This is a genomic window from Flaviramulus sp. BrNp1-15 (assembly GCF_022259695.1).
In the GTDB taxonomy this organism is placed as follows: domain Bacteria; phylum Bacteroidota; class Bacteroidia; order Flavobacteriales; family Flavobacteriaceae; genus BrNp1-15.
Genome location: NZ_CP092099.1, coordinates 3121276 through 3135789, shown reverse-complemented (window position 1 = coordinate 3135789; position 14514 = coordinate 3121276). Strand labels below are relative to the sequence as shown.

The following is a 14514-nucleotide window of genomic DNA, read 5'->3' as shown; positions in this document are numbered from 1 at the left end:
ATTTTAGTAAGAAGACTGCATTAAACTAAACTCAATTACTCTTCAAAAAAGCCTGCTTTTGAAGTTTTTTAAAAATTGTATGTAAGTGTAACTCTACCATTAATTCCAGGTTCTGACTGCCAGTATAAGTAAGTACCATAATTAGAACCAGAGTATAAATACTCATCTAGAATATTATTAATGTTAAGTTGCACACGCATTTTTTTGTTTTTCCAAGATAAACCACCATCTAACCTAAAATAATCTGGTAAATCACTTTGGTTATCTGCACCCCAAGCCCAAGCAGAACGGTCTACTTGATATTGGTATCCTAATGAAGCTCCAAAGCCTTTTAATTTTGATGTATTAGCAAAATTATAATTAAGCCATCCGTTTGTCATGTGTTTTGCATGACCAGCAACTCTATTTCCTATATTATCTGGATTAGTATCTTCTGTTATTTCAACATTTGTATTGGCGTAGTTAAATACTATGTTAAGTTCTGGTGTTATTTCACCTTGTACATCAAACTCAATTCCTTTAGATTGTATTTCACCAAGTTGAATAGAGAAGTTCACATTTTCTGGATCTGTAACTAATACATTTTCTTTAGTTATTTGATAAACACCTAATGAAGCTTTTAAACGTCCGTTTAATAATGTAGTTTTTAATCCACCTTCAATATCGTTTGCTTCAACAGGATCAAAGTAATCTCCAGATTCACTAACTCCAGTTTGACCTAAAAATGACTGGTCGTATAAAGCATAAGCTGTAAGGTTTGGTAAAATATCGGCACTTAAACCAAATCTTGGAGTAAATTTTGTGTCGGTTTCAGTTTTTCCGTTAGTAACAAGCTCTGTATATCTTCCAGCCAGTGTAAGTCTAATTTTATTGTCCACTAAACCAATTTCATCTTGAGCGTAAAATGCTCTTACAATGTTTCCATAATTATAAACACCTACTCGATTTTTTAAATCTACAGATCTATCAAAAACAGGGGTTTCTGTATTACCATAAATTGGATTGTAGATATTGAAAGGTTGATTTATATCTATAACAATTGCTTGACTCCAATCTGCCCAATATTCTTTTTGGCTATAGTCAAATCCACCTAAAATATTATGGGTAATGTTTCCTGTATTGAAATTTCCATAAAGGTAAGTTTGAAAGTATTTTCCGTTAGATAATGCATCCCAATTGCTTACATATCTAGTAGCATCTCCTGTGTCTGCAAAGTTCCATAACCACGTAGAGTTTCCTTCTTGATTATATCTTAACAGAGCAAATTGCGTTTCAAAACTCCAGTTTTTTGAAATTTCATGCTTAAAATTAGTAAACAACGTTACTTCTTGTATATCTGTTTTAGGGTAATTAGTATCTGTGAATTTAAAATCTCTATCTAAACTACCGTAACCACTATTAGCTGGTGCAAATACATAAGCACTACCAATTAAACTTTCTGCTTGTTGTAGGTTTAATTCTGTGGTAATAGATGTTTTATCTGAAATATTATATGTTAAAGCAGGTGCTATACCAAAACGTTTTACATCTTCATCACCTCTATGAGTATCTGAAGTTTGGTACATACCATTAAAACGTCCTAATAGTTTACCATCTTCAGTAAGTTTACCACCAACATCTACAGTGCCTCTGTAATAATCGAAACTACCAGCAGCCAAAGATATTTGTGCTGTTGGAGTTGCTGTTGGTTTTTTTGTTACTACGTTATAAAAACCACCAGGTTCTCCGGCAGACATCATAAAACCAGCAGGACCTTTTACAAATTCTATACGGTCTACAGTATTCATGTCTTCAGATAATGGTCCCCAAGTATCTTGAACATTTATGCCATTTCTAAATGCAGGAAGTCTAAACCCCCTCATGTTTACACGTGCAAAATGACCCCAGTGCTCTAACATAGTTACACCACTTACGTTTCTTATTACACCATCCATAATACTAGTAACCTGCTGGTCTATTAACAAGTCGCTACTAATCACTTGTATGTTTTGTGGTTGTTTTATTAATTCTCCTTTTATTCGAAGAGAAGAAGAAGTTTCGCGTTTTGTGTATTTGTTGTTTCTAATACCTTCTACAAGGATTTCGTTTAATTCTTCTTCATTATCAACTAATATAATAGCAGGTAAGTTAGTAGTTTCATTATTTTTTACATTGATTGAGATTTCTTGTGTTTTATAGCCTACATAAGTTACTTTAAGTTTGTAAGTACCAGATTTCACATTTTCAATTAAGAATTCCCCAGTTCTGTTTGTATATGTTCCGTAATCTGAATTTATAATTAAAACATTTGCATTCTCAATAGCATAACCTTGAGATGAGAGTACTTTTCCTTTAATGTTTCCCTGTTGCCCGAAAACAAATGTTATAGAAAATAGAAATGTTGTTAAGAGGATTAATTTTTTTATCATATGTTTGTTATTTGTAATTAGTCTAAATAAATATAGTTGCAAAAATAGAATGGTTTATCAATAAATAAATGACGTGATTTGGAAAAAAAAAGACGTGAAAATTTAAATTTTGAAAAGATTGATTTAGTTAAAAAGCATTCAACATTAAAGAGCTATATATCACAAGAAATTAAAAGAGAGGAACGTTGTGGTTTATTGCGAGTTGAGTATTTAGTTCTACCCGAATTTGGAAAAGGTAGAATTATTGAATTTTATTTTGAAGGTGTTGTTTTATCTATTAACGATTTTGTTTTTAATCAAGATTTTATTTTTTACAATGAAATTGAGATTAATGCTTTGTTTTTATCTTTCCTTATAAGAGGTGAAATGCTATTACAGTTAAAAAATGTAACTAATGAAAAACCATATGAAGATAATGAGTCTATTATAACTTATATAAAGCGATTTAATGGAACCATAAAGATTTATAACAACAAACCTTTCAAAGAAATAAGGATAAAGGTTTCAAGTGATTTTTTGAGTAAATATAATTTGAAAGAAGTAAATCAATTAAAGAAAATGACTGATAAGAACTTCATTTTACCAATAACACATCAAATATTTTCTGTTCTAGAAGCTTTAGAAACACAGTATGGAGAAGGTTTAGTACAAAGAATATTTTTAGAAGCAAAAGTTTTAGAAATAATAGCATTACAAATTGAAAACTACAAGAGTTTAAAGACAAATAAATCAAACTTAATAAATCAAAAACCCTTAAAAAAGATATTTGAATTAAAGCAATTTTTAAATGAAAATTTAGATAAAAACTATTCTGTACTTGAACTTTCTAGACAAACAGGATTAAGTGAAAATATTATAAAATCAGAATTTAAAAGAGTTTTTAAGTGTACTGTAAGCCAATATTTTTTGAGTCAAAAGATGAAAAATGCGAAACAACTATTAAAAAATACCGAATTACCAATATACCAAATAGCCGAAGATGTTGGTTATAAAAATGCCACACATTTTAGTGCAGCATTTAAAAGGTTTTATAATAAAACGCCAAAAGCTTATAGGGCTGAAGTTTAAAGAATTAAAGTGTGTTAACTACTTTTCTAATAGCCACTAAATTAGTTAAAAGATTTTCCAAATTATCTAAATGTAACATGTTTGCCCCATCACTTTTTGCATTTGCAGGATCAAAATGAGTTTCAATAAATAAACCATCTACATTATTTACAACTCCAGCTCTGGCAATAGTTTCTATCATATCTGGCCTACCTCCTGTAACACCAGCAGATTGATTAGGTTGTTGTAAGGAATGCGTAACATCTAAAACAACAGGCGCATAGTGTCTCATAGTTGGAATACCTCGAAAATCTACAATCATATCTTGGTAGCCAAACATGGTACCTCTATCAGTTATCCAAGCTTTATTGCTACCAGAATCTTTTACTTTCTGTACAGCATGTTTCATAGCTTCCGGACTCATAAATTGCCCTTTTTTTAAGTTTACTACTTTTCCTGTTTCAGCAGCAGCTACTACTAAATCGGTTTGCCTTACTAAAAAAGCGGGAATTTGTAAAACATCAACATATTGAGCAGCTAATTTAGCATCACTAATTTCATGGATGTCGGTTACTGTAGGGATATCAAAAGTATCAGATACTTTTTTTAGAATTTTTAAAGCTTTTTCATCACCAATACCTGTAAAACTATCAATTCTACTTCTATTAGCTTTTTTGAAACTTCCTTTAAATACATAAGGGATTTCGAGTTTATTGGTAATTGAAACTACCTTTTCAGCAATGCGAAGCGCCATGTCTTCGCCTTCTATGGCACATGGACCACATAATAAAAAGAAGTTATTTGAATTGGTGTGTTTTAACTTTGGAACTTCGTTAAGATTCATAATATGTTTTCAACAATAATTTAACTACAAAGATACTATTTGTTAATGTATTATTTATCCATAATTTATAAGTACCTTTGCACGCTTAAAATAAGGCATCATTATGGCTAATATTAAAAACATTGCAATTATTGCACACGTTGACCATGGTAAAACTACTTTGGTTGATAAGATTATGTATCACTGTCAGTTATTTCGTGAAAACGAAAATACAGGTGATTTAATACTTGATAATAACGATTTAGAACGTGAAAGAGGTATAACAATTACTTCAAAAAACGTTTCGGTAATCTATAAAGACACTAAAATTAATATTATTGATACACCTGGTCACGCCGATTTTGGAGGAGAAGTAGAACGTGTACTTAATATGGCAGATGGTGTTTTACTATTAGTTGATGCTTTTGAAGGCCCAATGCCACAAACACGTTTTGTATTACAAAAAGCTATTGATTTAGGTTTAAAACCTTGTGTGGTAATTAATAAGGTTGATAAAGAAAATTGTACACCAGACGAAGTTCACGAAAAGGTTTTTGACCTAATGTTTGAATTGGGTGCAGAAGAGTGGCAATTAGATTTCCCAACAGTTTATGGTTCTGCTAAAAACAATTGGATGAGTGATGATTGGCAAAATGAAACTAAAAACATTGAACCTCTTTTAGATATGGTTATTGAGCATATCCCGTCTCCAAAAATTGAAGAAGGAACAACACAAATGCTTATAACTTCGCTAGATTTTTCATCGTTTACTGGTAGAATTGCTATTGGGCGATTAACAAGAGGTGAATTAAAAGTTGGTCAAAACATTTCTTTAGTGAAGCGTGATGGTAGCATTGTAAAGTCTAAAATAAAAGAACTTCATGTTTTTGAAGGTTTAGGACGTAAAAAGGTAGAAGAAGTGCAAGCTGGAGATATATGTGCAATAGTTGGTCTTGAAGGATTTGAAATTGGTGATACAGTAGCCGATTGGGAAAATCCAGAAGGTTTAAAAACCATCGCTATTGATGAGCCTACCATGAGTATGTTGTTTACAATTAACGATTCACCTTTCTTTGGTAAGGACGGTAAATATGTAACATCACGTCATATTAAAGATAGACTGACTAAAGAATTAGAAAAAAACTTAGCACTTAAAGTTGAAGAGACAGATAGTGCAGATAAATTTATGGTTTTTGGTCGTGGCGTACTGCATTTATCTGTTTTAATTGAAACGATGCGTCGTGAAGGTTATGAGCTTCAAATTGGTCAGCCACAAGTTATTATTAAAGAGATTGATGGAGTAAAATGTGAGCCTGTTGAGGAAATGACGATTGATTTACCTGAAACTGTTTCTGGTAAAGCCATAGAGATGGTTACTATGCGAAAAGGTGAGATGTTAAGTATGGAAGCTAAAGGAGAGCGTATGGTATGTGAGTTTATAATTCCATCAAGAGGTATTATAGGTTTAAGAAATCAATTGCTGACGGCAACAGCTGGAGAAGCTATAATGGCTCATCGTTTTAAAGAATATCAACCATTAAAAGGTGGTATTCCAGAAAGACAGAATGGAAGTTTAGTGTCTATGGAAAAAGGACAAGCTATTCCTTATTCGATAGATAAATTACAAGATAGAGGTAAGTTTTTTGTAGATCCGGGTGAAGATATTTACGAAGGACAAGTTATTGGCGAAAATTCTCGTGGGGACGATATGACGGTTAATGTTACAAAAACTAAAAAGTTAAGTAATGTTCGTAGTTCTGGTGCAGATGATAAAGCTAAAATCGTTCCAGCAATTAAATTTTCATTAGAAGAAGCTTTGGAATATATTCAAAAAGATGAGTATGTAGAGGTTACACCAAATCATTTACGTTTACGTAAAATATATTTAACCGAAGTAGAAAGAAAACGAAACAAATCAATATAATTCATTAAATTAGATGAATTCTTATAAAGAGAAATTCTATTAGAATTTCTCTTTTTTTATGACATTAATTATGGAAGTATTAGGAATTACTGGAACAGAGTATGTAGGTTATTTAGCATCTTTAATGGTGCTTTTGTCTTTTACTATGAAAGACGTTAGAAAATTACGTTTTGTAAATATGTCAGGTTGCATTTTATTTATAATATATGGTTTTTTAATGCCTTCATTTAGAATAGGATTACCCATAATTATTGCTAATGCAGCTATTTTTTCTGTTAATTTATATTATTTACTCAAAAAGAAGAATTAAACTTCTGTAGCTACTAAAAGATAATTAAGAGACGTTAAATGATTTTGTATATTTGATTCTTTATATTAATGTATAAGAGAATAAGATGTTCTTTTGAACGTTTATAAATACAAGTACTTAATTTTAAAGAATTTAGTTAAGCAAAGAAAATTAATATTAATTGAAAAAATTAATAGACTACATAAATAGTAAGGTTTTAGTTAAAATAACCTCTTTACAAACAGCCTCAGTATTAACCAGAATAATTGCCGGAATATTAACATCTAAGGCTATAGCAGTATTTATTGGTGCAGAAGGTTTAGCATTAATAGGTAATTTAAGAAATTTTGTAAGCTCTTTTCAAACCATTGCTACAATGGGTTTTTACAAAGGCGTTGTAAAATATGTAGCAGAATTTAAGGATAATACTATTGAGTTAAGTAAAACACTATCAACGGTTTATTATGCTGGTTTTCTTTCTACGGTTATAGTCTCATTTTTTTGCTACTTTCAAGCAGAATGGATTAACAATATTATATTTCCCACCTACAATAATTATGGCTATGTTATAAAAATATTCGCAATAGTACTTCCTTTTTATGCTTTAAATATGTTTTCATTTTCTATAATGAATGGTTTTTCAAAGTATAAAATACTTATCATCATAAATATTATAGGCCAAATATTAAGTGTATCTGTAGTATTGCTTTTAATCTATCAAGAAAAACTAAAAGGTGCTTTAATATCTGTTGTTATTGCAGAATCTCTAATATTTCTAATCACTTTAGTAGGTATAATAAACAGACGTAGTTTGGTTAAATTTATAAGAGCAAAAAATGTAAGTTTTAGTTTTTTTAAAAAAATAGGAACTTATTCTGTAATGGCACTTTTCACAGCAGTTTTATTACCTCTTGTAACTTTAGCTATTAGGTCTTATATTATTGATAATGTTGGTTATAAAGATGCTGGTTTTTGGGAGGCAATGACCAGAATATCTAAATATTATTTGATGTTAGTTAGCTCCTTAATTGCTTTATATCTTTTGCCTCGTTTTGCCGAAATAAATGATACAAAAGAGTTTAAAAAAGAAGTGTTTAGCTTTTATAAAACCGTTATACCAGTTTTAACGGTTGGCTTATTAATAATATATTTATTAAAGAAATATGTTGTGTTAGCTATATTTTCTGAGGAGTTTCAACCCGTTGAAGATTTATTTTTATGGCAGTTATTAGGAGATTTTGTTAAAATACTATCAATAATAATAGCGTATCAGTTTTTAGCAAAAAAAATGTTTTGGCACTATATTTTAACCGAAGCTTTTTTAATAGTAATTTTATATATCACCAGTGTTTATTTTATAAATTTATTTGAGGGTGTTAAAGGAGCGGTAGTTGCACATTTTGTAAGTTATATCATGTATTATGGTATAATTTTACTCATATTTGGAAGCTCTCTTTTTGGATTGGAGGAAGAGAAAAAATAAAAAGAAGTGTTTAAAAAACTATTTGGTAATACTTTAATAAAAGTCTTTTCATACAATAGTATAGTTGTTTTTGGAAAATTAATATCCTCATTTGTTGTTTCTAAGATTAGTGCAATTTATTTAGGACCGTCTGGTTATGCTATAGTTGGTAATTTAAAAAATGTATTGCAAGGCGTTATTGGAATTACAGCGAGTGGATTTGAAAGTGGTATTATTAAATACACTGCAGAAAATAAGAATAACACTAAGCATTTTAATATAATTGTTTCTTCTGCAATAACACTAAGTGTTATAATTTCTTTAATTACTGGCTTATTATTGTTTTTATTTGCTAATAGCTTAAGTATTTATGTTTTAAAAGATCTAAAATTCGCATTTGTTTTCAAATGCTTTGCCTTTATTTTGCCTTTAATTTCCTTAAACTTTTTGGTTGTTTATATATTTAATGGGTTACAAAAATTTAAAACATATTCAGTTCTATTAACGCTTACAAATATATTAAATGCACTACTTTCTTTTCTGTTTATTTATTATTTAAACTTAAAAGGAGCATTGTTGGCTAGTATAATGATTCCTGCCTTAAGTTTTTTATGTAGTTTATTTATTAAGGATATAAGAAGTTTATTAGTTGTTTTTTTTGTTAATATTAAAAATATTTCTGTTAATATTTTAAAGTCAATTTCTACCTACATTGTAATGGCTACCTATTCATCAATATTAATTAGTTTGACCTATTTGTTTATTAGAAATAAAATTATCTTGGATTTAGACCTTGTTACTGCAGGTCTGTGGGAAGCCATGAATAAAATATCAACTTTTTATATGATATTTTTTTCATCATTGGTAACGTTGTATTTGTTGCCTCAATTAGCAGTTAATAAAACAATTAGTGGGTATGTAACAATAATGAAAACATATTTTAGTTACTTGATTCCTTTTTTATTAACAGTTTTTATATTACTGCTTTTTTGTAGAACTTTAGTTATTAAATTGTTTTTAACTAATGAATTTCAATCAATAGAACAGTATTTTTACTTACAGCTCATAGGGGATTTTATTAAGATATTAGCATTTTCTTTGGCGTATCAATTTCATGCAAAAAAAATGGTGACTATTTATTTTATAACCGATACGATACTTTATTTATCATTTTATTTTTTAAGCACTTATTTAATTAATTATTATTTTTTAAAAGGTGTGTTTTATGCATATATAATTAGTACTTCATTGTATCTAATTTTTGTGATAATATTTCTTATATATAACAATGCAAATTATTTAAAAGAAGATGCTTAAACATTTTAAGTCAGTTTTTATAATAAGTACTCCTTTATTATTAAAATATTTGTTTTTAATAATTTTCATAGAATGGGATTTATTTAATATTGAAGACATAAAGGAAGATATTTTATTTTATTTAGGAATATTATTCTTGTCTTTTAGTAACCTTATTAATAATAGATTCTTTGCTAATAGTTTATATTTTGTGTACATATTGTATGTAATTCTAGAAACAACTTCTTACATAGCTGTTTCATCCAATTTTTCTTCTTCTTATATGTATTTATTGTTAGAATCTAACAAGCAGGAGTTAAATGAATTTGCTTCATCATATATAAGTAATTCTATAATATTGTTTATAGTTCTTAGTTGTCTATTATTCTTTTTTATCAAAAAGAACAAATTTGGGATATTAAATAAATACTATTCGTTTCTAGGGTTTATAATTATTACAGTTTTTTTAAAGTTTACTGGTTTAATAGAAAGTAATGCATATCATAATGTTGTTAGAGGTACATATGGTTATATTAATTTACAGAATAGTGTTAAGTTAAATTCTAAAATTAGTAAATCCGATATTATAATTCAATCAGATAATGAAGTTCTTGTTGTAGTTTTAGGAGAGTCAACAGCAAGAGGTCACATGCAGCTTTATGGTTATCATAGACAAAACACACCGCTTTTAAACTCAATAAAAGATAGCTTGTTTGTTTATAATGATGTTATTTCATCAGATGTTTTCACTTTAAAATCAGTACCTAAAATGTTAACGTCTTTAGATGTTAATTCAAAAAATAATGAAGTAACTAATATCGTAGAAGTTTTTAATGTAGCTGGGTTTAAAACTTATTGGTTATCTAATCAAAGACCAATTAGTTATCATGATAATGCTATAAGTAAAATTGCTTCAGCATCAACAATGTTTAAATTTTATAATCATATAATTGAAAAGAATACACTAAGTTTAGACGAAGTTATATTCCCAGACTATAATGAAATATTAAAAGAACCAGGTAAAAAAATTATTTTTATTAGGTTAATAGGCACTCATTTTAATTATGAAAAAAGGTATCCAGAATCTTTTAATGTTTTTAATAAAGAAGATGGCAAAACTTCTAAAGAACAAACTATTATTAATCAATATGATAATGCAATATTATACAATGATTTTATAATATATAATTTAATTAAAGACCTGAATAAAAATAGTAATAGAAGTGCGCTTTTATATATGTCAGACCATGGTGAAAATTTATATCATAATGGCACAGACTTTTTTGGACGCTCTGAAGAAATTTTAACTGAGACTATGTTTGAAATTCCATTTTTACTCTGGACGTCTAAAAATTTTAATTTCCCAAAAGATTTTCAATATAACCAAAACAGAAAATTTATGGCTGATCATACTTATGATTGTATTGGGCATCTTTTTGGTGTGATGCATAAAAACATGAATATTAATAATAGTATTTTTAGTAAATCATTTTTATCACGAAAAAGAAAGGTAATTGATAATACGTTAGATTTTGATAACTATTTTATAGAAAAGAATGAGTAAAAAAATATGTTTATTAGTAGACAGTTTAAGCTCTGGTGGTGCAGAAAAATTAGCTGCTAATACATCTTTACTTTTAAATAAAAAAGGTTATGAAGTCTATATTGTTACTATGCAGAATAGTTTAGGTTATCAATATAAAGGTGAACTTTATAATTTTGGTTTAATAAAAGAAAAAAACAACATATTTAAAGCTTTTTTTAAATTTAAAAACTTCTTTAAAATACAAAATTTTGATTTAGTTATAGATCACAGAGTCCGTTCAAAATACCTAAAAGAATTCTTGTTTTCTCGTTTAATTTTTCAAAAAGAATTGGTTTTATATTATATACACAATTACGATTTATCTTATTCTTTTTCGTTTTTAAATTCACCAAAACTTGCTATCATACCTCATGTAAAACAAAAAGTATTTATTTCAGTTTGTAAAGAAGTACAAGAAAAATTAAAAAAAGATTTACGTATTGAAAGTGAAGTTATTTATAATTATATAACTGAAGATTTATTGGCTTTCCAATCAAAAAGAAATAGTTTGAATTACATAATTGGAGTTGGAAGATTAACTAAGATTAAGCAATTTGAAATATTAATAAAAAGTTATAGCGAATCAAAATTACCAAAAGAAAATATTCAGCTAATAATATTGGGAGATGGAGATGAGAAAGTGTTTTTAGAAAAAAAGATATCTGATTTTAATTTAAAACATTTAATCAAAATTTCACCTTTTAAAAATAACCCGTATTCCTTAATTCAAAATGCTAAAGCGTTGGTGTTGACAAGTAAAGTTGAAGGTTTTCCAATGGTATTACTTGAGTCCTTAGCATTGAATACTCCAGTAATTGCATTTAATTGTAAAAGTGGGCCTAGTGAAATAATAAAGAACAAAATAAACGGTTTATTGGTTGAAAATCAAAATCCAGAAGCATTAACAAAGGCTATAAACAAATTGATGCTAGATAAGTTTTTTTATCAAACCGTAAAGGAAAACTCAAATAAAGGCTTAAATAAATTTTCTGAAGAAAAATTTTTTCAAAAATTGGAAAATATTTTTGAAAACCTGATATAAAATAGTTTACTGTAATAAAATGCATTAACAGGTAAATAGTACTTTATTTTTTGGATAAAATTTAGGTTTTTAATGTCTATCTTTTTTTTATAAAATCTAACCAAACGCTGGTTCTTCTCCATTTTGAATAATACAACTAGCTTGTAATGTATTGTATCAAGATAAGGCTTCAAAATTAATAAGTTGTTCTCATTTAAATAACTAGAAAAATCTGGAATTACCCTTTTAAAATTTGGATTAGGTGATGACATTTGTGTTTCAAATCCTACTCTATAATAAATTTTTGGATCTTTGTAGAAAATTAAATCATAATTAGCAAAACATCTAATATAGAAATCCTCATCTTCAGCATAATTAATAGTTTCATCAAAACAGCCAACTTTCTCAAATACATTCTTATTAATAACAATTGAGCTTTGTGTTATTTTATAATTAGTTAAATCAAAATAATTTGATATTATTTTCTTTTTAAAAGTCTTGAATGGTTTATTGTTTGATAATGAAATACTTTTTTTTGGTTTTAGTAATTTGTAGTTTGAAGCAAATACACTATAATTTTTGTTTAATTGAATCAAATTATGCATGGTTTCTAAATAATCTTCAAACCATAAGTCATCAGCATCAATAAAAGCAATATAATTTGCACGAGCTTTTTTAATTCCAATATTTCTTGTTGCTGATAAACCTGAGTTTTTTTGACTAAAAATATTTATTCTATCATCTTTAAATTTTTTAATAAGCTTTAAACTATTATCTGTAGATCCATCATTAATAATTAAAAGTTCAAAATCTTTGAAAGTTTGATTTAGAACACTTTTTATTGTGGCTTCAACATATTTTTCTTTGTTATAAAGTGGTATAACTATTGAAAAAAAAGATACTCTATTTAAGTTGCCTAATTTATTCACTTATTGATATTAAATAAAAGAATTTAAATAATTGAAAAACATATGAGTTACTTGTTTTCTTAGTTATTATTTCAAATAGCTTTGATAAGTATGAAGATGTTTTTTTAACAATTTTAAATTGTAAAAACTTAAATTTACTGACAAACGAAAGTAAGTTGCTAAAACTAATAAAACCAGGATATTGAGTTTTTAATAAAATTAAGTTTTCAATGCTATGTTTTGTTTTAGTTATATATTCATCATTAGTATCTGAATCAAGATGAATTACAGGATTATCAATATGAATAATCTTTATATTATTTTTTTTTAACTCATAAGCAAAAAAGGTGTCTTCATGTCCGTATTTATTAATTTTTTCATTAAATGGTATTTGCTTTAATAAGTTTTTTTTGATGATAAAATTATTAGGTCTAAAATTATGGTAAGATGCTTGATTTCGAATGAATACTTTTTTATACTCAAACCTTACTCCATAATTATACCTCAGTCTAGTTTTTTGGTTATTTGGTGGGTGATGAATTGTGCCACCACAAATAATTTGATTTGGATAGTTTTCAATAGCTAAACAATAGTTTTTAATAAATTTTTTTGGTATGCTAGAATCACCATCAATAAATAGAATATTATCAAATTTGGCTTTTTCAGCTAAGCGATTTCTAATTTTTGCTCTACCTATATTTTTTGCTAACTTTTCATAGCGATATATTGGGGTTATAAATTTAGCTAATTCGGTCAGCATCACACTTGAAGCATCGTCAATAACTAAAATCTCAGCATTAATGTTATGGGTTTCTAATTGTTTGCTTAGTTCTTTTACAGATTCAATACAATTAAAATTAAAAACAGGTATACAGATGCTTAAACCATTCATGATACGTTTTAGTTTTTCCTCTGCACAACCTCATAAACCTCATTCTCATCACATTTTAGAGTTTTGCTTGGATATTTAAGCAATAACGCATAATCATGTGTGGCCATTAAAATAGTGTTTCCATTTTTGTTTATTTCTTGAAGCACTTCCATAACTTCTAAACTCGTTTGCGGATCTAAATTTCCAGTTGGCTCGTCTGCAAGAATAAGTTCTGGATTGTTTAATAGTGCGCGAGCTATGGCAACGCGCTGTTGTTCGCCACCAGAAAGCTCGTGTGGAAATTTGAAACCTTTGGTTTTCATATCTACTTTAGTTAAAACTTCTTCAACACGGTTATTCATTTCGTCTTTGTCTTTCCAGCCTGTAGCTTTTAATACAAATAGCAAATTATCATTAATCGTTCTATCGGTTAACAATTTAAAGTCTTGAAAAACTACGCCTAGTTTTCGTCTTAAAAAGGGAATTTCTTTATCTGTCAATGTTTTCAAATCAAAATCTACAATATGGCCTTCGCCTTCAGTTAAAGGTAAGTCGCCATAAAGTGTTTTCATAAAACTACTTTTTCCAGTACCTGTTTTTCCTATCAAATAAACAAAATCACCTTTGTTAACTTCGACATTAACATTTGCAAGTACCAGATTTTCACCTTGAAAAATGGATGCGTCTTTTAATTCTAATATAGGTTTAGACATAAAATAGAATGAAAATTATGAGTTGTAAATGTATTATTAAAAAGCCAAATTCTAAAAAGTAACGGTCAAAACTTTCCTTTATTTCATAATGAAATTTAACATTTAATAACTTGGTTTATAATTATAGCACGATTGTTGCGTTATAGATTTTAGTTTAAATTATCTTT

Annotated in this window: 12 protein-coding genes; 7 read left to right on the top strand and 5 right to left on the bottom strand. The window is 27.8% G+C overall.

Translation table 11 applies throughout. The features are described 5' to 3' along the window. Positions 1-68: 68 nt before the first annotated feature. Positions 69-2408, bottom strand: coding sequence for a TonB-dependent receptor (locus MBM09_RS13945; RefSeq protein WP_238674329.1), 2340 nt, complete (start codon positions 2406-2408; stop codon positions 69-71). A 78-nt stretch (positions 2409-2486) separates the two neighbouring features. Between MBM09_RS13945 and MBM09_RS13940 the strand changes: the two genes are divergently transcribed. Then, entirely contained in the window at positions 2487-3476 is a 990-nt protein-coding gene (locus tag MBM09_RS13940) for an AraC family transcriptional regulator (RefSeq protein ID WP_238674328.1), read from the top strand. Between the two features lie 4 nt (positions 3477-3480). On the opposite strand, the gene kdsA is transcribed toward MBM09_RS13940, so the two are convergent. Continuing rightward, complete coding sequence (kdsA, locus tag MBM09_RS13935; protein ID WP_238674327.1) at positions 3481-4299, bottom strand: 3-deoxy-8-phosphooctulonate synthase; 819 nt, start codon at positions 4297-4299, stop codon at positions 3481-3483. Between the two features lie 103 nt (positions 4300-4402). On the opposite strand from kdsA, the gene typA reads away from it, so the two are divergent. The 6 genes from typA (at position 4403) to MBM09_RS13905 (ending at position 11876) form a co-directional block, all read left to right on the top strand. Then, positions 4403-6202: a translational GTPase TypA gene (gene typA / locus MBM09_RS13930; RefSeq protein WP_238674326.1), complete on the top strand. Its 1800-nt coding sequence runs from the start codon at positions 4403-4405 to the stop codon at positions 6200-6202. Positions 6203-6260: 58 nt separating this feature from the next. After that, positions 6261-6512: a uroporphyrinogen decarboxylase gene (locus tag MBM09_RS13925; RefSeq protein ID WP_370569691.1), complete on the top strand. Its 252-nt coding sequence runs from the start codon at positions 6261-6263 to the stop codon at positions 6510-6512. 160 nt (positions 6513-6672) lie between these two features. After that, entirely contained in the window at positions 6673-7974 is a 1302-nt protein-coding gene (locus tag MBM09_RS13920; RefSeq protein WP_238674325.1) for an O-antigen translocase, read from the top strand. 6 nt (positions 7975-7980) lie between these two features. After that, complete coding sequence (locus MBM09_RS13915) at positions 7981-9270, top strand: O-antigen translocase (RefSeq protein WP_238674324.1); 1290 nt, start codon at positions 7981-7983, stop codon at positions 9268-9270. A 49-nt stretch (positions 9271-9319) separates the two neighbouring features. Further along, positions 9320-10813, top strand: coding sequence for a phosphoethanolamine transferase (locus MBM09_RS13910; RefSeq protein ID WP_238674323.1), 1494 nt, complete (start codon positions 9320-9322; stop codon positions 10811-10813). Then, positions 10806-11876: a glycosyltransferase gene (locus MBM09_RS13905; protein WP_238674322.1), complete on the top strand. Its 1071-nt coding sequence runs from the start codon at positions 10806-10808 to the stop codon at positions 11874-11876. The genes MBM09_RS13910 and MBM09_RS13905 overlap by 8 nt, the downstream gene beginning before the upstream one ends. Here MBM09_RS13905 and MBM09_RS13900 read toward each other — a convergent pair. The 3 genes from MBM09_RS13900 to MBM09_RS13890 are packed head-to-tail and all read right to left on the bottom strand — an operon-like array spanning position 11840 to position 14347. Next, positions 11840-12784 carry a glycosyltransferase gene (locus MBM09_RS13900; protein ID WP_238674321.1) on the bottom strand — a complete coding sequence of 315 codons (945 nt, stop codon included), beginning with the start codon at positions 12782-12784 and terminating at the stop codon, positions 11840-11842. The two genes, MBM09_RS13905 and MBM09_RS13900, sit on opposite strands and share 37 nt — an antisense overlap. Further along, the gene (locus tag MBM09_RS13895; RefSeq protein WP_238674320.1) at positions 12777-13655 is read right to left on the bottom strand and encodes a glycosyltransferase family A protein; all 879 of its coding nucleotides are present in this window, start codon (positions 13653-13655) and stop codon (positions 12777-12779) included. The genes MBM09_RS13900 and MBM09_RS13895 overlap by 8 nt, the downstream gene beginning before the upstream one ends. Positions 13656-13663: 8 nt before the next feature. Continuing rightward, the gene (locus tag MBM09_RS13890) at positions 13664-14347 is read right to left on the bottom strand and encodes a cell division ATP-binding protein FtsE (protein WP_238674319.1); all 684 of its coding nucleotides are present in this window, start codon (positions 14345-14347) and stop codon (positions 13664-13666) included. Between the last annotated feature and the right edge of the window lie 167 nt (positions 14348-14514).

Excerpts from the sequence above, each read along its gene's own strand:
- MBM09_RS13945 (WP_238674329.1), bottom strand. The coding sequence starts at position 2,408 with ATGATAAAAAAATTAATCCTCTTAACAACATTTCTATTTTCTATAACA.
- kdsA (WP_238674327.1), bottom strand. The coding sequence starts at position 4,299 with ATGAATCTTAACGAAGTTCCAAAGTTAAAACACACCAATTCAAATAAC.
- typA (WP_238674326.1), top strand. The coding sequence starts at position 4,403 with ATGGCTAATATTAAAAACATTGCAATTATTGCACACGTTGACCATGGT.
- MBM09_RS13925 (WP_370569691.1), top strand. The coding sequence starts at position 6,261 with ATGACATTAATTATGGAAGTATTAGGAATTACTGGAACAGAGTATGTA.
- MBM09_RS13905 (WP_238674322.1), top strand. The coding sequence starts at position 10,806 with ATGAGTAAAAAAATATGTTTATTAGTAGACAGTTTAAGCTCTGGTGGT.
- MBM09_RS13895 (WP_238674320.1), bottom strand. The coding sequence starts at position 13,655 with ATGAATGGTTTAAGCATCTGTATACCTGTTTTTAATTTTAATTGTATT.
- MBM09_RS13890 (WP_238674319.1), bottom strand. The coding sequence starts at position 14,347 with ATGTCTAAACCTATATTAGAATTAAAAGACGCATCCATTTTTCAAGGT.